The 22,645-nt window shown below is 36.1% G+C and carries 23 protein-coding genes and 2 riboswitches; of the genes, 2 read left to right on the top strand and 21 right to left on the bottom strand.

What is annotated here, in order from left to right; genetic code table 11:
* Window positions 1-76: 76 nt before the first annotated feature.
* Window positions 77-436, top strand: a complete 360-nt coding sequence (locus RHP64_RS04670) for a winged helix-turn-helix transcriptional regulator (protein ID WP_011679704.1) — start codon at window positions 77-79, stop codon at window positions 434-436.
* A gap of 86 nt (window positions 437-522) precedes the next feature.
* Here the strand turns inward: RHP64_RS04670 and RHP64_RS04665 are convergent, their stop codons facing one another.
* The 18 genes from RHP64_RS04665 to RHP64_RS04580 form a co-directional block, all read right to left on the bottom strand.
* Entirely contained in the window at window positions 523-1,089 is a 567-nt protein-coding gene (locus RHP64_RS04665; protein WP_025268066.1) for an NADPH-dependent F420 reductase, read from the bottom strand.
* A 292-nt stretch (window positions 1,090-1,381) separates the two neighbouring features.
* Window positions 1,382-1,486 carry a putative holin-like toxin gene (locus RHP64_RS04660; protein WP_011679702.1) on the bottom strand — a complete coding sequence of 35 codons (105 nt, stop codon included), beginning with the start codon at window positions 1,484-1,486 and terminating at the stop codon, window positions 1,382-1,384.
* A 169-nt stretch (window positions 1,487-1,655) separates the two neighbouring features.
* A complete protein-coding gene (locus tag RHP64_RS04655; protein ID WP_025268065.1) occupies window positions 1,656-3,080 on the bottom strand; it encodes a glycoside hydrolase family 1 protein in 1,425 nt (474 codons plus the stop codon).
* Window positions 3,073-3,402: a PTS sugar transporter subunit IIA gene (locus tag RHP64_RS04650; protein WP_218925553.1), complete on the bottom strand. Its 330-nt coding sequence runs from the start codon at window positions 3,400-3,402 to the stop codon at window positions 3,073-3,075. Before RHP64_RS04650 ends, RHP64_RS04655 begins: the two co-directional genes overlap by 8 nt.
* A 5-nt stretch (window positions 3,403-3,407) precedes the next feature.
* The gene (locus RHP64_RS04645; protein WP_242490537.1) at window positions 3,408-4,646 is read right to left on the bottom strand and encodes a PTS sugar transporter subunit IIC; all 1,239 of its coding nucleotides are present in this window, start codon (window positions 4,644-4,646) and stop codon (window positions 3,408-3,410) included.
* Window positions 4,647-4,660: 14 nt separating this feature from the next.
* Entirely contained in the window at window positions 4,661-4,966 is a 306-nt protein-coding gene (locus RHP64_RS04640) for a PTS sugar transporter subunit IIB (RefSeq protein WP_014324673.1), read from the bottom strand.
* A gap of 19 nt (window positions 4,967-4,985) precedes the next feature.
* Window positions 4,986-5,807: a hydroxyethylthiazole kinase gene (gene thiM, locus RHP64_RS04635; protein ID WP_011679697.1), complete on the bottom strand. Its 822-nt coding sequence runs from the start codon at window positions 5,805-5,807 to the stop codon at window positions 4,986-4,988.
* 7 nt (window positions 5,808-5,814) lie between these two features.
* A complete protein-coding gene (gene thiW / locus RHP64_RS04630) occupies window positions 5,815-6,324 on the bottom strand; it encodes an energy coupling factor transporter S component ThiW (RefSeq protein ID WP_011679696.1) in 510 nt (169 codons plus the stop codon).
* 60 nt (window positions 6,325-6,384) lie between these two features.
* Complete coding sequence (locus RHP64_RS04625; protein WP_025268063.1) at window positions 6,385-7,152, bottom strand: SDR family oxidoreductase; 768 nt, start codon at window positions 7,150-7,152, stop codon at window positions 6,385-6,387.
* A 12-nt stretch (window positions 7,153-7,164) separates the two neighbouring features.
* A complete protein-coding gene (locus tag RHP64_RS04620) occupies window positions 7,165-8,631 on the bottom strand; it encodes an acyl-CoA reductase (protein WP_025268062.1) in 1,467 nt (488 codons plus the stop codon).
* Between the two features lie 11 nt (window positions 8,632-8,642).
* The gene (locus tag RHP64_RS04615) at window positions 8,643-9,755 is read right to left on the bottom strand and encodes a LuxE/PaaK family acyltransferase (RefSeq protein ID WP_025268061.1); all 1,113 of its coding nucleotides are present in this window, start codon (window positions 9,753-9,755) and stop codon (window positions 8,643-8,645) included.
* Window positions 9,748-11,034, bottom strand: coding sequence for a solute carrier family 23 protein (locus RHP64_RS04610; protein ID WP_025268060.1), 1,287 nt, complete (start codon window positions 11,032-11,034; stop codon window positions 9,748-9,750). Before RHP64_RS04610 ends, RHP64_RS04615 begins: the two co-directional genes overlap by 8 nt.
* A gap of 78 nt (window positions 11,035-11,112) precedes the next feature.
* Window positions 11,113-11,212, bottom strand: a riboswitch (TPP riboswitch).
* An 82-nt stretch (window positions 11,213-11,294) separates the two neighbouring features.
* A riboswitch (TPP riboswitch) is annotated at window positions 11,295-11,384 on the bottom strand.
* Between the two features lie 175 nt (window positions 11,385-11,559).
* Window positions 11,560-12,894 carry a PTS cellobiose transporter subunit IIC gene (gene celB, locus RHP64_RS04605; protein WP_025268059.1) on the bottom strand — a complete coding sequence of 445 codons (1,335 nt, stop codon included), beginning with the start codon at window positions 12,892-12,894 and terminating at the stop codon, window positions 11,560-11,562.
* Between the two features lie 17 nt (window positions 12,895-12,911).
* Window positions 12,912-13,466 carry a hypothetical protein gene (locus tag RHP64_RS04600; RefSeq protein WP_011679690.1) on the bottom strand — a complete coding sequence of 185 codons (555 nt, stop codon included), beginning with the start codon at window positions 13,464-13,466 and terminating at the stop codon, window positions 12,912-12,914.
* Window positions 13,423-13,782 (bottom strand): PTS cellobiose transporter subunit IIA, encoded by a 360-nt coding sequence (locus RHP64_RS04595; protein ID WP_010284241.1) that lies wholly within the window; start codon window positions 13,780-13,782, stop codon window positions 13,423-13,425. The genes RHP64_RS04600 and RHP64_RS04595 overlap by 44 nt, the downstream gene beginning before the upstream one ends.
* Entirely contained in the window at window positions 13,779-15,770 is a 1,992-nt protein-coding gene (locus RHP64_RS04590; protein WP_014324664.1) for a BglG family transcription antiterminator, read from the bottom strand. Before RHP64_RS04590 ends, RHP64_RS04595 begins: the two co-directional genes overlap by 4 nt.
* Window positions 15,771-15,805: 35 nt before the next feature.
* Window positions 15,806-16,123, bottom strand: coding sequence for a PTS cellobiose transporter subunit IIB (locus RHP64_RS04585; protein ID WP_010280592.1), 318 nt, complete (start codon window positions 16,121-16,123; stop codon window positions 15,806-15,808).
* A 14-nt stretch (window positions 16,124-16,137) separates the two neighbouring features.
* Window positions 16,138-17,574, bottom strand: a complete 1,437-nt coding sequence (locus RHP64_RS04580; RefSeq protein WP_025268057.1) for a 6-phospho-beta-glucosidase — start codon at window positions 17,572-17,574, stop codon at window positions 16,138-16,140.
* A gap of 201 nt (window positions 17,575-17,775) precedes the next feature.
* On the opposite strand from RHP64_RS04580, the gene RHP64_RS04575 reads away from it, so the two are divergent.
* Window positions 17,776-18,282 carry a GNAT family N-acetyltransferase gene (locus tag RHP64_RS04575; protein WP_025268056.1) on the top strand — a complete coding sequence of 169 codons (507 nt, stop codon included), beginning with the start codon at window positions 17,776-17,778 and terminating at the stop codon, window positions 18,280-18,282.
* 463 nt (window positions 18,283-18,745) lie between these two features.
* Here the strand turns inward: RHP64_RS04575 and RHP64_RS04570 are convergent, their stop codons facing one another.
* The 3 genes from RHP64_RS04570 to RHP64_RS04560 all read right to left on the bottom strand — a co-directional run bounded on the left by RHP64_RS04570 (window position 18,746) and on the right by RHP64_RS04560 (window position 22,638).
* A complete protein-coding gene (locus RHP64_RS04570; RefSeq protein ID WP_025268055.1) occupies window positions 18,746-19,726 on the bottom strand; it encodes a S66 family peptidase in 981 nt (326 codons plus the stop codon).
* 93 nt (window positions 19,727-19,819) lie between these two features.
* A complete protein-coding gene (gndA, locus tag RHP64_RS04565) occupies window positions 19,820-21,247 on the bottom strand; it encodes an NADP-dependent phosphogluconate dehydrogenase (protein ID WP_025268054.1) in 1,428 nt (475 codons plus the stop codon).
* A 56-nt stretch (window positions 21,248-21,303) separates the two neighbouring features.
* Window positions 21,304-22,638, bottom strand: coding sequence for a gluconate:H+ symporter (locus RHP64_RS04560; RefSeq protein ID WP_025268053.1), 1,335 nt, complete (start codon window positions 22,636-22,638; stop codon window positions 21,304-21,306).
* Window positions 22,639-22,645 lie beyond the last annotated feature (7 nt).

Genomic DNA, 22,645 nt, shown 5'->3' with positions numbered 1-22,645 from the left:
AGCCTATAATACTTAAAAGATACTAAAAGTAACCTACGCACTTTCAGTATCTTTTAAAATAAAAAGGATAATCATTATGTCTAGAAAATTATTAGAACAAAATGGCATCTGCCCTGTAGCAACGACTATTGACCTGCTCAGCAGCAAATGGAAGGTATTAATTATTCGTGATCTTTTACCTGGAACAAAACGTTTTTCAGAATTAAAAATTAGTGTGGCCGGTATTAGTCAAAAAATGTTAACGCAAAGTTTGAGAGAGATGGAAGAAGACGGTCTTGTTGTTCGTCAGGTCTTTGCTGTAGTACCTCTTAAAGTAGAGTATAGTTTATCAACCTTGGGACAAAGTATGCGTCCAGTTATTGATTCGATGGCTGACTGGGGTAGTTTCTATCTTGACGAAAATCCAGACAAAAGAAAAGCTTTGCTGGAACAATAAAATTAAAGCATATACATTGTTCGGATGGGTGTATATGCAAAATAAAAAACAACTATTTTAAAGATAGTTGCTTTTTATTTTGCAATTTACTTAGTGACTGAAAAGCCACCTGTCCAGCCAATTTGTTCACTAGCTGCTAAGGTCATCTGTAGAAAACCAGTTGCTTCTAATTCACGAGCTCGATTAAGTTGACCCGCATCGAGAACATTTAAGTCGCTATCATTCAAAGCGTCGTTAAATAGCTTCTTTCCTTCCTCATTTCCTGCCACCAAAACGGTTGTTGTATTTCCACCAACCGTTCCACTTTGTAGCGTAGCAGCAAAATTTGTATTAAATGCTTTAAGTACTATGCTATCTGGTAACTTATTTTGTAGTTCTTCTGCTGCTGAACTATCAGCGGGAACAACTAATTCATTCCATGTCTCAAAGTTCAAGGGATTTGTTATATCAACAACAACTTTTCCTTTTAATTCTTGTTTGTATTGTTGAGCGATTGTATCTAAAGCAGGATAAGGCACAGCCAAAATAACTAATTCACTAAGACTTGTCGCTGTATCCTCTGAAGTTAAATAGTTGACATCATTGCCAGATTTTTCAAAATTAGCTCCGATTGCCTGTCCCATATTGCCTTTACCAAAAATTGTTACTTTCATGATGAAACCTCATTTCTATAATTATTTGTTTTGTTCACTACAATAACTATAGTACATTTGCGAACTAATTGATAGTAGGCAGTTTATAGTTATTTAGTATATAAAAGTAACTAACTGATAAATAAGCGTTTATGGAGTTTTTTATCTGTTAATCCATAATACTATAACTATGTGGTATAATATAAACATGAAAAGAGCCATAGCGCAAACTATGACTCTCCAACAAACCCGTTTAGACGGTGGCTAAAGTTAATAATCTTGAATGACCATCAGCTCTGCCAAGCTAAGATGGTCATTTTTTATTGCTGTTTTTTATCAGCTCAACAACTAATCCGAGAAGCATTAGAACAAAAGTTCCAAAGCCTAACATTAGTTGCACAGCATCCGAAACGGACACTAGGCATCTCCTTTCCTAGAATCTGGGCCTCTAGCTTTTACACCATAAGCACCACCTGCATTCGGATAGCCACCATCTTAACTTGTTTGCTGATACTAGTATATCATATTCGCACAGAGTGAATTTTTGAAAACTGACCATCTGATATCAGCTAGAATCAATGCTGCTTCTATTCAATATACTGTTTGTACCAATAAAAACTATCCTTTTTTATTCTCTTACCGCTGCCAATACCAAAATCATTTAAGTCAACATAAATTAGTCCATATCTTTTGTGCATTTGACCAGATCCGGAACTTACAATATCAATCGGAGACCAGTAAAAGTATCCAATGACATTAACGCCTTCCTGTATTGATAATTGTAACTGAGAAAGGTGTTTTCTTAGATAATCAATTCGATAAGAATCATGAATTTTCTTTTTACTAGATAATGTTTCTTCTGCTCCCAATCCATTTTCTAAAATCATAATTGGCATAGATGGATACTTGTCTGTATACCTCCGCAATGCAATACGTAAGCCAACTGGATCAATCCCCCATCCCCATTTCGTAGCTTTTAAGTGTTTATTGGATGTCTCATCGCGAATATTCCAGTCATTTATTTCAAATAAGGATGGCGTTGATTGATCAACAACCGTGGTTACATAATAACTAATTCCAAGAAAATCAATTGTATTATGCAATAATAGCCGTTGATCCTCCGCTGTAATGTCTAAATCAACACCATTTTTCTTGAAATAATTTAAAATAAATTTTGAATATCTTCCTCGTACCAGTACATCACTACAAAAATCTGATATCAAAATGGATTCTTGATTCGACAACACATCATTTGGTTCAGGGGATCTTGGATAAGATGTCATATCGTAAACACTAGCCCCAATTAAGACACTAGAATTCATTTGTTGTGCAATTTGTTTAACTTTTGCTGTCGCCACTAATTGGTGGTGCATGGCTTGAAACTTGTCGTGTTGGAACAATTCTTTTGATGCATAATCATTTATTAGTAATCCCAACGCAGAAAATGGATCTGTTAACCCAGAATTGATTTGATTAAATGTAAGCCAATATTTAACTTCTGGAAATGCGTGCAGTAATGTTTGCACATAGTTAGTATAAAAATCAATCAATTTTCGATTTTTCCAACCACCATAATTTGTAATTAGCTTAACGGGCATTTCATAATGTGAAATAGTGATTACTGGTTCAATGCCTAACAAACTAAGCTTATCGATCACTTTTTCATAAAAGGCTAGCCCCTGTTCATTAGGTGTCGTTTCATCCCCATTGGGAAAAATTCTAGACCATGCAATGGAGATACGTAATGAGTTAATGCCTAATTCTGAAATAAGTGCCAAATCCTCATCAAACCGGTTAAAAAAGTCGATACCAATTCTCCTCGGAAAATAACTGTTTTCATCAGCTAAGCAGTTATTCAGTTCAAATGAAGAAGTGATTTTAGACGACTTATTCAATGGAATAAGATCTGTTTGCGATACACCTTTGCCCGCGGATTTGTATCCGCCCTCGGCTTGATTCGCTGAAAATGAGCCACCCCATAAAAAGGATTGTGGGAAATGATTTTTACTCATGATTTTTCACTTCACTTTTCATAATAATTGACATTTTTTTGGCCATGTTTAACTCGCTCATTGTAATCATCAAAGAATCTTGCGCATGATTAAATAAAACAGAATATGGAATATGTGTTCCCGACGCTTCTAAGCTCATATAACGACTTTGTATTTTGTGCGCATTATTTAATAGAGATTCAGCTTCATCTAATAAAGATCGTGTTTTAGAAAATTGATGCTGCGCGATTTTTTCTAGTGCTGTCATAATCAATTGCCTGGCATCTCCAGCCCATACAATGATTTGCATGGCATCATTTGTTAAATCATATTTGCTGTTCATATCCACTAGTTCTTTCTATTCTCCAACTCATTAGTTAACAGCTGGGCATCATAGTACTTAAAGAATGGATAATATATTGTCCAAGAAAGTATGAACAAAATGACAAATAATAATACGCCCTTAATGCCAGTGGTGATGTACGTTGAAACTGGGAATGGCAAATACCAAATCCAGAAGACTTTATCGGGAATTGGAACAATATTTAAACGCATCGCTGCACCAGCAACTGCTGGAATTAGAATACCATTCAACCACATCGGTATCATTAACAAAGGATTAAATGCAATAGGGGCTCCATAAACTAAGGGCTCATTAATATTGAGAATAGAAGCAGGAAAAGTTGCTCGACCAACTGCTTTTAGTTGTTGTGATTTTGAGAGAAATAGCATCATAATTGCTAAAGTAATCGTAAATCCAATTCCTCCTGCTGCAATAAATCCCGTATAAAAAACTTCTTGGGTTGTGATATTCACTGCTTTTAAGCCATGGGCAGCTAGTCGCTCATTCTCTGCGATACCGCTAAGCATAATAGGTAAAATAATTGGTGATAATGTCCACGTACTAATACCAAACGAATAAAATAAACTATATACAAATCCAATCACAATAAAGCCTATGTAGCTTTGACCAATGATTGATAATGGTGAAAAAAGTGAAGTAACAATTTTAAATGGGTCAATATTTTTAGCGGTTAAGCCTAACCACCCTATGAATATGATAAATGTTATTGGTATCAAAGAGTCAAATAGATTGACGATAAACTCTGGCATTAATGTATCTTTTTTAAAAAAAGAATATCTGCTAGTGAATAGTATTATTGCAGTTACTACTATTCCTGCGATAATGGACAAAAATAGTCCTGCAGAACCAAAGCGGCTGAGTTCAAACGTTACATGATTGCCTGAACCATCAAATTTTGGTTTGATGAGCATTAAGTATAATGCCAATGATGTAAAACTCGCTAACATCTTTTTATCGTTCTTTTTTTGTTGAAGAATATTATAGGGAATAAGGAAGGCGACAAAAAGTCCCACCATTCCAAATGTAAAGGTTGACATGTAGCCTAAATCAGGGATTAGATTAGCTTTAATATTATTTATTAAACTAATTACAGTAATTAACGACCCAATGATTATAAAGGATAAAATCAACGTAATGGATTTCTGAATACCTTGTATCCATGAATTTGAGGTAACTTCGTTTACCTTTTTAATAAACTGACTATTTAAAATATTATTCATCATTATTCTTTCAAATTTTACATTTTTTGTATTTGGTTTAGGACTGCGTTGCCGTCTAAGAGTCCATAAACTTTTGAGGGAATCACAGCAATTTTTATATTACTGTTCGCTACTGAAAATCGTATTTCACTTTCTGCATACTTTAATTGTGGTGAAATTAATAAATAATCGATACGATCAATGTATTCATCAATTTGAGTCATACTTGCCGCATGAACTTGACAAGCTTGCTGATTTTCATTTGATGCTTGACGAATTTTTTGAGCCATAAAGCTGCTTGAAGCACCTGTATTACATATCAACAGAATATTTTTGGTTGCCATTATTTTTTTCTTCCTAGATTCAAAAATTCGAATACTTAATTTTCGTTGCCCACTGTTGATTTCTCCCTAGCAAATCAATTTGGTTAAGAACTTCTCGTCTAAAGTTTTCCATGCCGTTTGTTAATGACAATGCTTTTTCAGCAGCTACATTGAGGTAGCTAATTGCAAATTGACTAGCAACCCACGGATCTTCACCGACCGCGAGAAGTGTAGTTATAATTGCGCCAACCATGTCTCCTGTCCCAACAAACTTATCCAATTCATCGACGCCATTGCTCAAAATAAGGTGTTTATCATTTTGAACAATGACATCCTTTTTCCCTGTTGCCACAAACACAGTATCGGCATACTCAGTTGTTATTTGTTTCAAAGACAAAATGAGATCTTTTAACGCCTGATCATGCTGATCAGAGCTAGCACCATCAATACCTTTTGCTAATGATGGTAAGCCGACAAATCTTCTGATTTCTGAAGTATTTCCTTTGATAACTGTTGGATGATTACGCGCCATAGCCATTCCTAACTTTGTTCGTTCATTAGTAATACCATAGCCTACCAGATCCACAACAGTCGGTTTTTTAGTCATATCTGCTAAAGAGCTAGCTTGACTGAGACTTTGTTCGTGTGACTCATTAAGTCGGCCCATGTTTAGTAGTAGTGCGTCTGTTGACTGAAATAATGACGAAAATTCACGGGTATCACTACTCATGATAGGTTTACCACCAAGATACAATATAGTATTAGCCACCGTTTCTAACGTAATATCATTGGTTATGCAATGTACTAACGGTGCCTTTTGCAAAGGTAAAATTGATTTAATTTTTATTAATTCATTTTTCATAGCTATGCTACCCAACAAACATTCTCTGAATTTCTTTAAAAGAATTTATTTTTAGCAAATTTACTAAAACAAAATAAGCGATTACTGATCCAATTATGGTTGCACCCACAAAACGAGGTGTATACACAAACCAGTACAAGTTTTGTTGTTGTCCAGTAAACCAGACCATCACCGGAACTGAAATTAACGATCCTACAATTCCGGTCCCAAGAAATTCACCAAACATTGACCAATACATATTGCGGCCATACTTATACAAGATACCTGCACCGAAAGCACCAAAAATTGAACCAGTCAAAGCCAATGGGGGTATACCTAACATTAGCATTCTTATTATTCCAGTGACTACTGCCATAACAACTGCATATACTGGTCCTAGAATTACACCAGCAATAATATTCATGACACTGGACATTGGCGCCATACCTTCAATTCTAAAAATTGGAGATAACACGATATCTAGCGCTATCATAATTGTAACGACCATTATTTTTGTCAACTTAACATTTTTATTCATTATGATTTCCTTTTTAATATTCCATTGTGTTTTATATTTTAATTATTGTGTTGATTTCGATTAGAGCATAGTTAAACCACCATCTATGAACAGACATTGGCCGGTCATATTATTCGAAAGCTCTGAGGCCAGAAATACGGCTGAACCTGCCACATCCTCAGGAGTAGTTAAACGTTTAGTCGGTGTTTGCGCAATAAGTGCTTCCCGAATATCACGATGCGTGTACTTACTAGAAGCTGTTGGGTACGTCAATCCTGGTGCGATAGCATTTACTCGGATACCAAAAGCACCTAACTCACTAGCCATTGTACGTGTCAACCCAAGAACAGCAGATTTTCCGACAATGTAATCATGATAAGGGATTGCTGGAGACCTTATCAAATTACTGGTTATATTAATGATGCGACTGCTGTTATTTGTTTTTAATCTTGATAAAGCACCTTGAGTAACATTTAAAACTGCTTTCAAACTACCGTCGATTTGATTTTGGTAGTCACTCCATTTCAGTTGGTCTAACATTTTTCGATGCTTAGGATCAAATTGATATTGACTTAATGCATTGTTTACAATGATATCGATCGTACCAAAATTTTCAAAAATATCGTATAGCATGTTTTTCACTTGTTTTTCATCACGTACGTCACATGCTATGGCAATTGCTTGACCACCATCTGAAATAATTTCTGCAACAACTTCATCGGCCTTTTTAGTATTTTCCAGGTAATTGATAATGACAAAGGCACCTTGTTTGGCATACTCTTTGGCAATGGCTGCCCCAATTCCTCGACTGGCTCCCGTCACCAGTGCAACTTTATTTTTTAATAGCATTTTTTATTCTCCTCACTCCACATCCGGATCAAACTTCTCACTAGAGAATTCTAAGCTCTGCTCAATGTCTGTAACACGAACTAAATCCAATAAGTTAAAGCGTCCATCATGGTGCCAGCCACTGGAAACGTGATTCATCTTTCCCAGCGCACTCATTCGATTAACACCCACTTTCCCTAACATATCTGCCAACGAGAACAAACGATTCGGAGAAATCGCAATTCCTGCTGACTGTAAATATTGCTGATGCGGTATGAGTACAGGTGGTAAATCAGTCAAATCATTAACAACAAAAATATGAATTGAACGATTCAAAGGCGAGGCGCTAAATCCGATATTATTATGTAAAATAATAGTCCATGCGGTACTATTGTCACTTCGAAATACTGAGGTTGCTCCGTTTTTTATAGACGTTATCTCAGCTTCTTGCCGCATTTTTTCAATAGCGATTTTATCTGATTCGTGTATCGGTGCACGAGGATATTTGATTTGATAGTTATTTAACTCATTGGACAGGATACTCGCAAACTCTTGAGGCGTTATTGCCCCGCCTCTTTCAATGAAAATTGACTGCGGAGCTAGACAGCTTTGCTGATCATAGGTGGCAATGTCCTCAGCTAAGTCTTTAATGACTTGAGCATAATACTCTGGTGTCAACGTCTCCCTACCAACTATTGCCAAACCGATTTTGTATCCATAACTTAAAATCTTCTTATTTAATGGTGTTTTGCTTTTTACAGATGCAACCGCTTCTTTACCACCACACACAACAATAGTATCGGCCAAATTAAGACAGTGCGCCTCGAATTTTTCACCACTATGCCATGGTAGAATGGTAATCGTATTTGCCAATTTTGGATCAATTTCAGCTAACGTCTGAACAAACAAAGCTGGCATAATAGGCTCTGCAAAAGATGTTTTCCCCAGTGTTGGCGATTTTACAAGTAGTCCCATGATGAGTGTCCACAGTTGTATGCCTGGCACGTTGCCGGAAAATATTTGGAATATTAAATCTGGCCCGTAAAATTTTGAAAATCCACCGGAAAGGTTTGGTTGAAAATCATCCAACATTGCACCTGATTGTCCAAGTTCGGTATTCACAAATCGTTTTAATTCTTTCTTTCGAAATAAGCGAATAAAGTTTTTGAGCTCTAAACTAAATTGATCAGCGTCATAACCAGTTACCGCGGGGACTGCTTTTTCTGCTATTTTCCGAAGATGATACGATGGGTTAGTCCATTTTTCTGCTGCCCGAGCAATAATATCAATAATTTCATTCACTGTAAGATGCTTTAAATAATGATTACGGTTATGCGTTATTATTTTTGTAATCTCTTTTATTTCTTGTTCGGTTATTTTGGGATAACACAATACAAGATGATGTGTTTCATTTTCAACTACCTTTTCGGTTAAATCACCAAGGATAATGCTGTCTGGCGTGTAAAAAATATTAATTTTTGTCATTTCTTTATTAGACATTATTGACACCTTTATTGCAGTTGTAAAAGCTCATCAGCGGTGATGGAACAACCCTTAGCCACCGATCCTTTTGCTCTACCAATGATTGTGAATCCATGATTGTTTTTGATAACAATGTCTTCAGTTAGAATTGATACGCAGGAATCCCAATTAGCTAAGTCATAGTATGCCAATAGGCCACGTTGACCCTGTGCAACAGGCTGTAACGTTTCAGTATCCAAGACCTGAGTTTTTACCCAAGCAGGTGCTATTTTATCAAAATAAACTGTTTTATTTTCTGAATGATCCATTAAATTTCGATCGTAACATTGAGAACTAATCTCTGTCATGCCGTACATATTTATAATTTGTTCGCGTGTCACCTTAAATGTGCTCTCCAAATCAGCATATAAGTCAGTCATACTCACTTCTTTTGACTTGCCCTTAAATCCACCAGTATCAAAAATAATGCTTTCTTTTGCCAGATTAAAGGATTGATGATGTTGCTGTAAGTATGCCAATAGATGAACATAAGAAAACGAAGCACCCAAAAGTAATATGGACTCATGATTTTTTTCTGCTTCTTGAAGAGCAACGATTAGTTCCGAATAGTTTAGTTGGTTATTTTCAAAAAAGATATGGCTATTTTCAGTACCAAATTCTCGTATAGCGGTTGATATATAGCGAGATAAAGAAGAGTTAGGGTTATCTGCCATACCCGGAAACAAAGAAAGTATTCTAATTTTATCCGTATTAGGCAAAACGTTTTTCTTGAATCCTGCCCGCATAGATTCTTCCCAAATATTTAAATTCGAGATATAATGTTTGCTTCTATGATTAATATTTGTTGTGCCACTCGAATAAAAAACATCCGCAGCTTGATTAATATCTTCGGTTGACAGAATTAATTCTTTGTACGCTTGAATCGGAATTAGCGGAACCTCGCGCCAGTTTTTTACGGTCAAGAGGTTTTTATGTCGTAATTGGGCAAATTTTTTATATGGTAAATTGTTTTGAAATTGATAAGCAAAAATGCGCATAGCTAGCTGATTGAAGTCCGATTCATATCGCTCTGTTTGATGATCCTTGTATTTATTAATGAAAGTTAAAATGTCGCTTTGAATTTTTTTAGATTTTTCAATCATGAGATCCTCTTATATTTTTTATCATTCGTGGTAAGTTAACCAAGGCAAACTGTAAGATGATGGCAGACAACGCACCGACTAATATGCTATTAGATAATAATTCACCTGTAACACCTGACCAGCCGGTTGCATAGTTGGGCAGAGCAATCGCTAGTATGATAGACAATCCAATAATCATGTTATTTTCATTGTTGTCAGGCGCTCTTTTCAAAATGTTGAATCCAGTCAGAATTAAAGTTGTTGCTGCGGGCAAAAATATGCCCCCAATCACTGGACTAGGCGTTATTGCCAAAAACGCACCAATTTTAGGAACAAAACCTAGTACGACAAACAAAATTCCTGCAATAATTACTGGTATTCTCGAAACATTACCAGTTAAGTTTAAAATCCCTACATTCTGCGCAAAAGCAGTTGTTGGAAAGGCTCCGAACAAGGATGAAAACATTGATCCCGCAGATTCGCCAATTAGACCATTTTGAATGCGCCTTGGTGAAATATTTTCTTTTAAAGTATCGCCAGCTGCCTGATAGACACCTAAAGCCTCTACCACTGCAACCACATAGGCAACAAAGAATGTCAAAAACATGACCCAATTAAACTTTAGCGATCCATAAGGCAATAAATGAGGCATGCCAAACCATGATTTTGTTGATAATACGCTGTAATCTACGACACCTAACGAAACTGCTAGAATATCACCAACAATTAGCGCGATTAAAAAGGAAAAACGCTTCCAAAATCCCTTACCAAATATCGACAATAGAATGACAATAGTTGCTGTAGTAACAGACAAAATAAGTGTTGTTGGTGAAGAGAAACCTTTATCACCTGGATAACCACCTAAGAATTCAGATAGTGTGAATCCAGATAAAGAAATACCAACCAAAAATATTAGTGTTCCGGTAATTGCTGGTGTCAATAATTTGATTAGTTTATTGATAAGTCCTGTAACGGACAATAAAAATACAATGAGTGCACTCAGTAAAATTGAACCACTCGCCGTTGCTAACTGACCAGCTTTACCAGCATTAATCATTAACGCGTCAAAAGCAGCTGACGGCCCTTGAACAATAGGCAGCTTCGCTAATTTTGTTGCCTGTGTAAGCGTGACTAATCCTGAAACAATAAAAATCGTGTTCACAAGATTAGTTGATAAGTTCAGTGAGAGCCCTGCGGCAGCGGCAACATAAATTGGATCTAACCATACGTTAGAAACAAACACGTGCTGTATTCCAGCTAGGCCATGATCCATGATTCGATTATGTTTTGGTGTCATCATAATTAAATTCCTTTTCCAATAAAAAAAGTGCCCTTAAATACATAAAAAAGGACACTTTTGACAACAGTACATGTCGTTATCAAATATTGGTCACTTTCCTACGCTAGTATTAACTAGATCAGGTTCAAAGGGACCGATATACATCATCTCAGTCTTTGCGACGCCCCTAGTGATTATTATTCATTTTTCAAAAAAATCCTCTCAACAAGTCATTTTATGCAATAAAAAAACATTTTTCTCACCTAGAGAAAAATGCTACGTTAAAAAATGTAGCACTTTCCTACGCTGATGTTAATCAGTTCAGGTTCGAAGGGTTCTTCTCAGCCATTTTGGCGCCCCTAGCACAAGCATTATTGTATCATAAATTTTCTATTAAATGTAAGTAATTCATTCTATTTTTCACATAAGTTTGTCATTAAGTGATATCCTTACTGATGAAATTTACCTTTCACAAATCAGCCAGTCGAGTATATAAAAAATACCAGTCTGTTACTAAACACAGACCAGTATTTTGATGCCTCGTCATTAAGGCTGTACTTGTGTTTTCCCCTGCTCATCATTGTACAACTTAGTATCATATATTTTGATAAATGGTAAGTAAATAATGAAAGCTATTACAACACAGATTATTGCTAAGACTGCTGCTTTCCAATCAACGGTACTAATAAATGCACCGATTCCGGCTGGGGATGGCCATGGTGCTTGAATAACAATTGGCCGAATGATATGGAAGTTAATGGCTGCATAAGCAACGGAAGCTGTTGCCATTGGTGCCAAGAAAAATGGAATAGCTAGATAAGGATTATAAACAATTGGTAATCCAAATATTAACGGCTCGTTAATATTAAAAAGTGATGGTACGATTGAAGCTCGGCCTAAAACTTTTAGTTGTTCGGAACGTGCTAGTAAAGTAATAAATATGCATAATCCAAGTGTCGCACCAGAGCCACCTAAGATAGCAAAGGCATTATTAAATTCTCCAGCAAACGGTATGTTAGCCCCATTTGAATTTGCTACCATATTTGCTAAGAAGATAGGCGTAATAAATGCGGAAATAATGTTAGCGCCATGAATACCAACAATCCACAAGGCATGAATCAAGAACTCAATCACCATAATTCCTAGCCAGGTGCTAGTCATGCTTGTAACGAAGCTAAATGGTATTGCAATCATTTTGAAAATGTCAGTACCGAGTAACACTAAGGAACCATTAATACCCAGTACAACAAAAGCAATAACGAAAGTTGGAATCAATGCCGTAAATGATCTTGATACACCTTCCGGTACAGCATCCGGCATTTTAATCGTCCAGTTATGTTTCACACAGAATGAATACAACCAAACTGCTAAAATAGCCATAATAATCGCTGTGAAAATACCACTTGTTCCAACACGGTCGATTGTGCTAGTCATTCTAAATCCGTTGATAACTGTCTCGTCCTTGGATATAGTATTTAGCAGAACAATTTTTCCGCCTTTTAAAACCAATTCTGGCAAGCACATAAAGAATGCAAATAGTGATAAGAAGGCACCATTTAATGGCGCTACTTTTAGTTTATCTTCTGTTTGAATAATACGAGTTAATTCAAAACCAATTGCTAAACTAAAATACATGGCTAAGATACCCATGGTTGCTGTGTTGGCAATCATGTACAAATCGCTAAACTTAAAGAATGTTGCGTCGAAAAAATCATTTAAGAACGGAAATACTGTCGGTAATATATTCAAAACTAATATCATAGATCCCACAATTGTAAAAGGAATTGAAGCCATACCAGCAGCCATGATAGCTCTCACAATTCTATATTGGGAAACTTTGGTCATTGGTTTCAAAAGCACTTTTTGTAGGAAGTTAAACATAGGTCCATTTTCCATAACTATTTCATCTCCTTATTATTTTTAAGAACGGACTGATAGGCTGTCAAACGTGCGTAATATTTATCGTGATTTGTTGCAATCAAGCCTAACCTTTTGTTAACTATGAGAAGTATGCTACTACTGAGTAATAACAGGATTAGTACCACTAAGCGGTTACTACCAGTATTTTGTATAAATTGGTAAAAAAATGTAAATAACGATGTTGGGATGCTCACCATTAAAATGATATTCACGATAAGCTGTGATCTGAAGAACACTTTTGAATAAATCAGTTGGTTCGTATGATGTCCAAATAACTTAATTTGTTCAATAATTGCTAGCGAAGCGATAAACATTAAAGCAACAGGTATTAGTGCCACTAGGGTCTGCCACATAATTATGGCCCAATACAAGTTTACGAACAGAAAGAATGCCGTGGCATAACGGATTAACATGAATCGATTAAACTGCATGCTTTTAAGGCTCATTTCCGTACGATTTTTTTCGATTGCGACCTCTAAACCGTGCTGTTTATCCTGTGGCTTTTTTGGCCCTCGTTTGATTCCTTTTTTCAATGTCTTGTACCTCCTCATAAAGAGTCTGCATTTCAATAGCCATCTCACGTAAAGTCATCGTTGTCATTAAGTGGTCTTGTGCATGGACTAATATAATTTCCATATCAATATGACTACCCTCAGCGTATTCTTGTAACAAGTTTGTTTGCGATTTATGAGCTAATAGTAACTCGTCATTTGATAATTTTAGATTTTCGTTAGATAACTTAAAGTTTTTTTCTCTCATGGCTTCAAAAGCCTTATGAACCATTGTGCGCGCATTTCCACTGTGTAAAATAATTTCAAAAGCGACAACTTGAATGTCTTCTGATTTCATATATACTTACCTCCTTTCATCATTAACAGAAAATTATGCCGAAATTCTGAAAAATTTCTTGAGGCAACCAACCGACCCTGTTCTTCAGTATTTTCTGTAAATTTTACAATTGCCTGCGTCGTTTCTGTCAAACCCTTATTGCTCCGATAGGATGGTGATAGCAGGAAAACTAGCTGAATGTTTGGATGCTCGTCAGACCATCTGACACCATTTGGTATAATTCCAATAGCAATTTTGGGTACTCGACTCATCGGCATAGCAGGATGTGGAACGGCGATAGTATCACTAAAAACGATTGAGCTCAGTTGTTCACGTTGATCGATTTGTTCCAAAAATTCATGTTTTAATTCGGTAGGTTCATTGGACATCAGCATATTAGTTAACTCTTGTAGTAATTCCTTTCGATGAGGCGATACCTGCCATATTTTAAAACTTGACTGATCAATAAATTGATCAAAATGATTTAAAACACTATTAATTGGTTGCTTTTTCTCTACAGCAATATATTTATTTCGGACTTGCTCATTATCTAAAAATTCATTTATTTTTTGAACATCTGCTTCGGTTAAAAAAATACTTACCTGTATGACTGGAACCTTGAAAACACGTGTTGACAGATCAATAGCACTGATAATGAGATTAACATTACTTAAAGTAGTGTCATCAACTTCATAATATCCTTTAATATCAACAATGTTTAAATACATGCCAAATTCTTTTTCGACACGATTGTTGAGTAACTGTGCCGATCCATACCCTGTTGCGCAGATAATTAAGGCTCTTGGTTTATTTAAATTTTTGTATTTTTCTGCTGCTGCCATCAAATGAAGTGCTAGATAAGCGACTTCATCGTCATTAATGTCAAACTGAGATAAATAAGGCGACCATTTTATATAGCGCTTGGTATCCATGAACTCACTTAAATAATTCGTTTTTATTTCCTGTAACAAAGGATTTTTCAATTGAATACCTTGCTCAAGCCGAACTATCATGGGTTTTAGATGTTCAATGATATTTTTCTTGAGAGCATAATCCTTAGTAACTGGATAATCGGTTTCTAATTCAATTCGTTGCAAGATCATATCTAAATCCCGTTGCAAGGGACCATCATTTTGTATATTAATATTTTTCCCTTGTGCCATTAATTGAATGGTTAAATAATCTACTTCACTTTCCGGAAATTTTAATGCTAAGCCACTTTCAATACGAGAAAAAATTTTTCTAGCAACATCACAAACATTTCTGATTTCAGGATTAATGTCAACTGGAGCAGCCTGTAATTCAAAGCCGCATTTCAATCGTTGAACGCTTAGTGCAATGTATAAAACAATATTTTGTATAGTAAAGTCCGTTAAATGAATGCCAGCTTCTCGACATTCATCAAGAACAATAATCGTAATTTGATCAAAACTAATTGCCTTAAAGAAAGATTTATTTTTCATATAATGTTGAATAGAATTTTCACTATGACTGAAAAAGTAATCTAGAATAAAGTGACGTTTATCGCGCTCTAAACCCGTAATGAAGACACCAATATTGGCTTTGCTTTCGACACTAATTCGATATGGCATTAACACTTTGCGAATGATCGATAAATCTTTTGAAAGTGTGGTCCTTGTAACAAATAATTTTTCAGCCAAGTCATCAATTAAAAATTTTTGATTTTCAATAATAAGTTTGTTCAAAATATACTTTTGACGGTCCGAAATATTATTGCTGTCCTCATTAATTAACCACTGGGATAATTCATAATTTTTATTTAAAAATAAGTCAAATGTAACGGGATGAGATATGTGCAACCGATAACCTAAACTGGGTTTTGCATCAAGTAGGGCACCTTGTGAAACTAAGGTTTCTTTTAAAATTTTGATATAATTACGAATTGTTCTAGGCGTCAGTGACAAAAGAGTAGATAATTCTTCACTGGTTACGAAACGATCTGAATTATCTACTAAATAGATTAGTAAATCACGCTCTTTTTTCCTCATCATCACACCTCACACAACCTTTACCATGCAAATTGCTAACTAATATGTTCCTGTACTAAGTTCGCCATGCCCTCAATACCTGTTGGTATGGGTATATAGGCTTTAAAGGGAATAGAAACAACAGGTTTACCAACCTCATCTCCAATCTTTTCAAAACCTTCAAGATACATTGTTGTCTGTGGGCTGACCAGAAATAGATCGAAATCACTATTACGAATAGCATCTTCTCCTTCTGTAGCAGTAATCGCATCCACTTCAATATCTATATTTTTATTTTTGAAATAGTCAGTTGTTTTTTTTGCCATCATGGAGGATGACATACCAGCTGCACAAATAATTAAAGCTTTTTTCATCGTGTTTCTCCTTTTTAATTAATATTTTCAGCGTTCGTTGCGATAACGTCTTTAAACCAATAAAAGGAATCCTTTTTGCTACGTTTCAATGAACCCTCATTTTGGTTATTTTTGTCTACATGGATAAATCCGTATCGTTTGTCCATTTCTCCAGTCCCGGCTGAAACCAAGTCAATACATCCCCAAGGTGTATATCCAATCAAATCAACGCCGTCTTCAACTACCGCCAACTTCATTTCCCGAATGTGTTCTTGTAAATATGCAATGCGATAAGAATCATGTATTGTACCATCTTCTTCAACTTTATCGTATGCGCCAAATCCATTCTCAACAATAAATAATGGTAAATGATATTTATCTGTAAACCAGTTCAGGGCGTAACGCAGCCCCTTAGGATCAATTTGCCATCCCCAATCACTTGCTGCTAAATAGGTATTACGTACTTGGCTATTTTCTGGTGTCATGTCATCAAAGTTTAAACCTTCTGGCTTTTTAACTGCATGTGACATGTAGTAACTAAAACCAATATAATCAACGGTACCAGCTTGTAAGTCTGCCAGGTCTTCTTGGGTAACATCAATGTTAAATCCCTTCCGAGTCCAATATTTTGTTAAAAATGCTGGATATTGACCATTGACATGCACGTCTGCAAAGAAATAATTTTTTTCCATGCTCTTTTGAGCTGCCAGAACATCATCTGGATTCATAGATGCTGGATAAATTGGTCCCATAGCAATCATACAGCCAATTTGAAAATTGGGATTGATGTCATGACCCATTTTAACAACACGTGCGCTAGCTACTAATTCATTATGAGCAGCTTGATACATACCCTCCTCACGATTTTCACCAGGGTTAAAATGCAGCCCAGAATTTGTGAAAACCAGAAAATCATTATCATAGTTAGCCTGATTGTTAATCTCGTTAAACGTCATCCAATATTTGACCTTGTCTTTGTATCGCTTTAAACAAGTCGTTGCAAACTTAACGAATAAATCGATTACTTTTCGATTACGGAAACCACCATATTTTGTAACCAAGTGGTACGGTAATTCGAAATGAGATAACGTGATGACTGGTTCAATATTATTTTTGATAAGTTCATCAAATAAGTCATCATAAAATTTTAAACCTGCCTCATTTGGCTCGCTTTCCTCACCAGTAGGATAAATTCTTGTCCATGCAATTGAAGTTCGAAAACATTTAAATCCCATTTCTTTAAATAAGGCAATGTCTGCTTTGTAACGGTGATAAAAATCAATCGCTTCATGATTAGGATAATATTCTCCTGAAACAACTCCTTTCGTAATGTTTCGCTCTTTGTCTGGTCCACCAACCGTCATGACGTCAGCGACACTAACTCCTTTACCTCCTTCTTGCCACGCACCTTCTAATTGGTGAGCTGCAACAGCACCACCCCAAAGAAAATCTTCAGATAAACGTTTAGACATATTTAGTCCTCCTTTAACTACTCACATTTTATCAAGTAAGCGCTTACATTGCCATTGAATTGTTTTCCTCATACTTGCGGAAATTACCTTACAAGAGTAATTTTTATGGTGATTATTAAAAATATATAAAACCACATAAATTACTATGATAAAATTATTGGTAAATACATTCAATGATTATGGTCACATCAGGGGAAACAAATGACTTTTAGAGAATTAAAACAATCAGATGAAAAAATTTTTAACGACTGGATAAAAAGTTGGACCACTGAATCAGTAATTGTTTCTGTAGCCAAACCCATTACCGGCAGTTTCGCTGAACATTTAGCTAATCTAGAGCAAATGAAAAATAATAGTATTAATAATTTTGTTCCCGCCAGCAATTATTTTTTTATTGAGGATGGTTTGATAAAAGGCGGCGTATCAGCTCGCTGGCAGTTAAATGACCACTTGCTTAATTTTGGAGGCCATATAGGATACGGCGTTGCCCCTGCCTGGCGTCAACAGGGAATAGCTAAGAAAATGTTAGAATTAACACTAAACATTTATCAGCAACGTAAAATTTCACCTGTCTTGATTGCCGCTGAAAAATGGAATATCGCTAGCCGCAAAACAATTGAATCCAATGGTGGCGTCCTTGAAAATATCATCAAAGAACCCAGCACAGGAAAATTATTTTGTCGATACTGGATTGATTTGAATAGTTAGTAATAAATATTATCATCCAGAAAGTTGTTTTTATTTCTTGAAAAATACGACAAAAAAAGCTGCCCTGTTAAGGCAGCTTTTTAAATTTAATCATCTTCGTTATTGATTGAATTCAAATGTTTAAATGAAGTCTGTATTATGACAAACAATAATGTTAGGATGCTAGATATTATCATAGCAAGAAAGATTGCTCGACTAAAATTGCAGAATAAAACTAATATAGCAACCGTAAATATAAAATAAATAAGCCAAACACAAATAATGAAAGTTAAATAAATAAATGTGTTAGAGACTTTTTGATTATTCCCGCTCAATAATCAATACCCCCTGAATTAAGAATAAAATAATATATTTTTTCAACTTAACTGTCATTAATCAATGTAGTCGAGTTCCCCACAAAATATATTATTTCTATAATTATACCATGTTTACATCGTCATCATTTTTGTTTCTGGCATAAATGCTATCCTTTTAACACTTCTATCGTAACATCGGCATTATTCTTAGCACGAACAGTAATCATGCCACCAAGAGGGAAAGTGAATATAGGCTGAGTGTGACCAAAATCAACATGATAAACCACCGGAATAGTATTGAGAACAGGAAATTTAGCTAATATGCTGTGAAGATTGGGTTCTGACATTTTATTTTCAACTGGGAACCTTCCAATAATTAATGCGGCAATATCTGGATGAATTTGTAGCATTTGAGATAATTCTCTAGAAAATTCAAGTGGTTCTCCGCCCTCAGCTTGTTCAATAAATATAATAGGTTTTGTGACGGCGGGCAAAAACTTTGTCCCAGCTTGGAGCCCATACGTTTGTATATTACCACCAGTGCTTATCCCCGTTGCTTGGCCCGAGTTATATACTTGCCACGAATTAGGCATTGGCTTTCTTGGTATATTAGGATCAAACCACATATCGCTTGTCCAAAGCCTACTTGGTTGTAAATCATACTCTGACTGACCTAATGCTTTTATCCATTCGTTTGTTTGATACTTCTGTAATTCATTCATTTTGAAAGATGAGTAACATGGCCCATAATATGTTACTAATCCTGTCTGGGCACGAATAGCATTGTGTAAGCTTGTTATATCCGAATAGCCAATAAACACTTTTGGATGGCTTCTAATTATCTCCCAATCAATATAAGGCAGCAATTCATTTGAATTCAAGCCACCAATGGTCGTCATCACTACTGACACGTTATCATCAATAAAGGCCTGGTGTAAATCCTGAATACGCGCAGTAATTGAGCTAGAATAAAACAGATCATTCTCAAGTATATGATCCCCAAATGTTACTTTATAGCCTAATTTTTCCAATCTTTCCTTGGCCACTAAATTTTGGTCAAACCCACCAACTCGCTTGATTGAAGAACTTGGTGATATTATCCTTATTTCATCGTCTTTTTGTATTTTTTTAGGAAAAATTGTTTCCATTATTTCACCCCACAAATCATATTTGTAGAGAATTGTAGCACATTTTCAATAAGAAAGTACATTCAAATAAAAAACCGTCTTGGACGGTTTTTTTCATGCTTCATCATACCAAGGATAATGGTACATTTCTCCAGCAGGCTTATCCGTTCTCTCATAGGTATGCGCACCAAAATAGTCACGTTGTGCTTGTGTGAGATTAGCAGGTAGAACAGCTGAACGATATGAATCGTAGTAAGCTACAGCAGCAGACAATGAAGGCGTTGGCACACCAGCGGTAACAGCTAGTGCTACTACACGACGAGCAGCATTTTGGTATTCTTCAGCAATATGTTGGAAGTAAGGATCTAAGAGCAAATTATGCAGATCCGCTTGCGTTGTAAAAGCGTCCGTAATGCGTTGTAAGAATTGGGCACGGATAATCGCCCCTGCACGCCATAATTGTGCTAATTCTCCAAATGGTAAATGCCAATCATAGTGCTCTGATGCCATACGAAGTTGATCAAATCCTTGTGCATATGACATGATCTTTCCAAAATACAAAGCTTTTCGAATATCCTCTACGCTACTTTGCTCATCACCAGAAAACGAATAGTCTGGTCCTTGCAATGTTTTTGCAGCCGCAACACGATCATCTTTCATTGCTGATATATAACGTGCATAAACTGATTCAGTTATTAATGACTGTGGCGCTCCAACTTCAAGCGCTGATTGAGAAGACCACTTGCCTGTGCCCTTGTTTCCGGCCCGGTCTAAGATAACATCAACAATTGGCTTGTCAGTACCTAAATCATCCTTTCGAGTTAAAATATCAGCAGTTATTTCAACCAAATAAGAGTTCAGTTCTCCTTCATTCCAACCAGAAAAAGTTTGAGATAACTGCTCTTGATTGAGATGTAAGACACGCTTCAAAATATCATAGGACTCTGCAATTAATTGCATATCACCATATTCGATGCCATTATGCACCATTTTCACATAATGTCCTGCGCCATTAGGGCCAATATACGTAACGGTTGGTTTACCATCTTCTGGGGCTTTTGCTGCAATTTGCGTCAAAATAGGAGCTACCAAATCATATGCTTCGCGTTGACCACCTGGCATTAATGACGGTCCTTGCAGTGCACCCAATTCACCACCTGATACACCCATACCAATAAAGTTAATGCCTTCTTGAGCTAATTTATCTGAGCGGCGTATCGTATCTTCGAAGTAAGTATTACCGCCATCAATCAGCATATCGCCCTTTTCTAGATGTGGTAATAATTCATCAATAACAGCATCCGTACCCTTTCCAGCTTTTACCATCAGCAAAATTCGGCGAGGTTTTTTGATAGCCTCCACAAATTCCTCTGTAGTATAGCTTGGGATAAATGCCTTATCTTCATGCTTTTGGACTAAATCATCAGTTCGTTCGCGAGAACGATTATAAACAGCAACTCGATAACCCCGGGATTCAATATTGAGCGCTAAATTACGTCCCATTACAGCTAATCCAACAACACCAAAATCTGCTTGTTCCATTTTATTACCCACTTTCCTTAATTTAAACTTATTTCATACATAATTAATTTACTGCACTACATAAAACATGACACGAGTAGAATCGATAACAGACCCGAAACGGAGATGACACTGGTTAATGTCGTCCAAGATAAGAACGTTTCTTTCAATGTTAAACCAAAATATTCTTTTATCATCCAGAATCCAGCATCATTAACATGATCAGCAAATATACTTCCAGCACCAATTGCCAAAACTACTAATACAGAACTCACACTTGAGTTGGACACAACTGAAGTAACTAAACTGGCTGCTGTTATCGAAGCAACAGTAGATGATCCTAGGCTGACGCGAAGTAAGGCAGCGATTAACCAAGCAACAAGAATTGGGGACAAATTAGTTTGTCCGAATAAATCGCCAATATACTTAGAAACACCACCATCAACTAATACTTGTTTGAAGGCACCACCACCACCAATGATTAACAACATCATAGCAATTTGTTTAACCGATTCAGACATTGCGTCACCAATTTCTTTGATATTCAATCCACGGAAAATACCCATGGTGAAAATCGCAACAATTAATGATATGAGCATAGCTACATCAGGTGCACCGATAAATGTGACGATTTGATAAATAACTGACTTAGCTGGCAAAACAAATGATAAGATGGTTGCAATACTAATCAATATTACTGGTAATAATGCTGTCAAAACACTAATACCAAACTTTGGTGTATCTTTCAACTCGAATTCTTTGTACTCACCTAAAACAGAAATATTAATATCTTTTTTATAAACTTGCGGATATACTCGATGCAAAAAATAGTTGAACACCGGACCAGAAATAATGATCGTGGGAATTGACACTAAAATACCAATTAGTAAAACGTGCCCCAAAGGCGCATTCAACACCTGTGATACAGCAGTCGGTGCAGGATGCGGTGGTAAGAAACCGTGTGCAACATTTAATGTCGCAGCCATTGGAATACCAAGGTACAAAAGAGGCATATTTACTTCACGCGCAATGACGAAGATAATTGGCAATAACACGACTAATCCAACTTCAAAAAACAAAGCCAAACCAATAATAAACGACGTAATAATAACAGCAATTTGAATGCGTTTTTTTCCAAAAGTCGCAATGAGCTGGTGCGCAATTCGAAAGCCACCACCCGCGTCGGAAATTAACTTTCCAAGCATCGATCCAAATCCAAATATAATCGCTAAGTGGCCTAACTGACCACCTATTCCTGTCTCAATACTTGTTGAAATATCAGAAACTGGAATACCTAAAATTAAGCCGACAACAAACGCTGTAATGACTAACGATAAAAAAGTGTTCAACTTAAATTTAGTAATCAAGAATACGAGTAAAATGACACCAATCAAAACTGTTAACAATGGCATAATTAAT

This window comes from Leuconostoc sp. XM4, from assembly GCF_055698815.1.
This window is presented reverse-complemented; position numbering and strand designations above follow the sequence as displayed.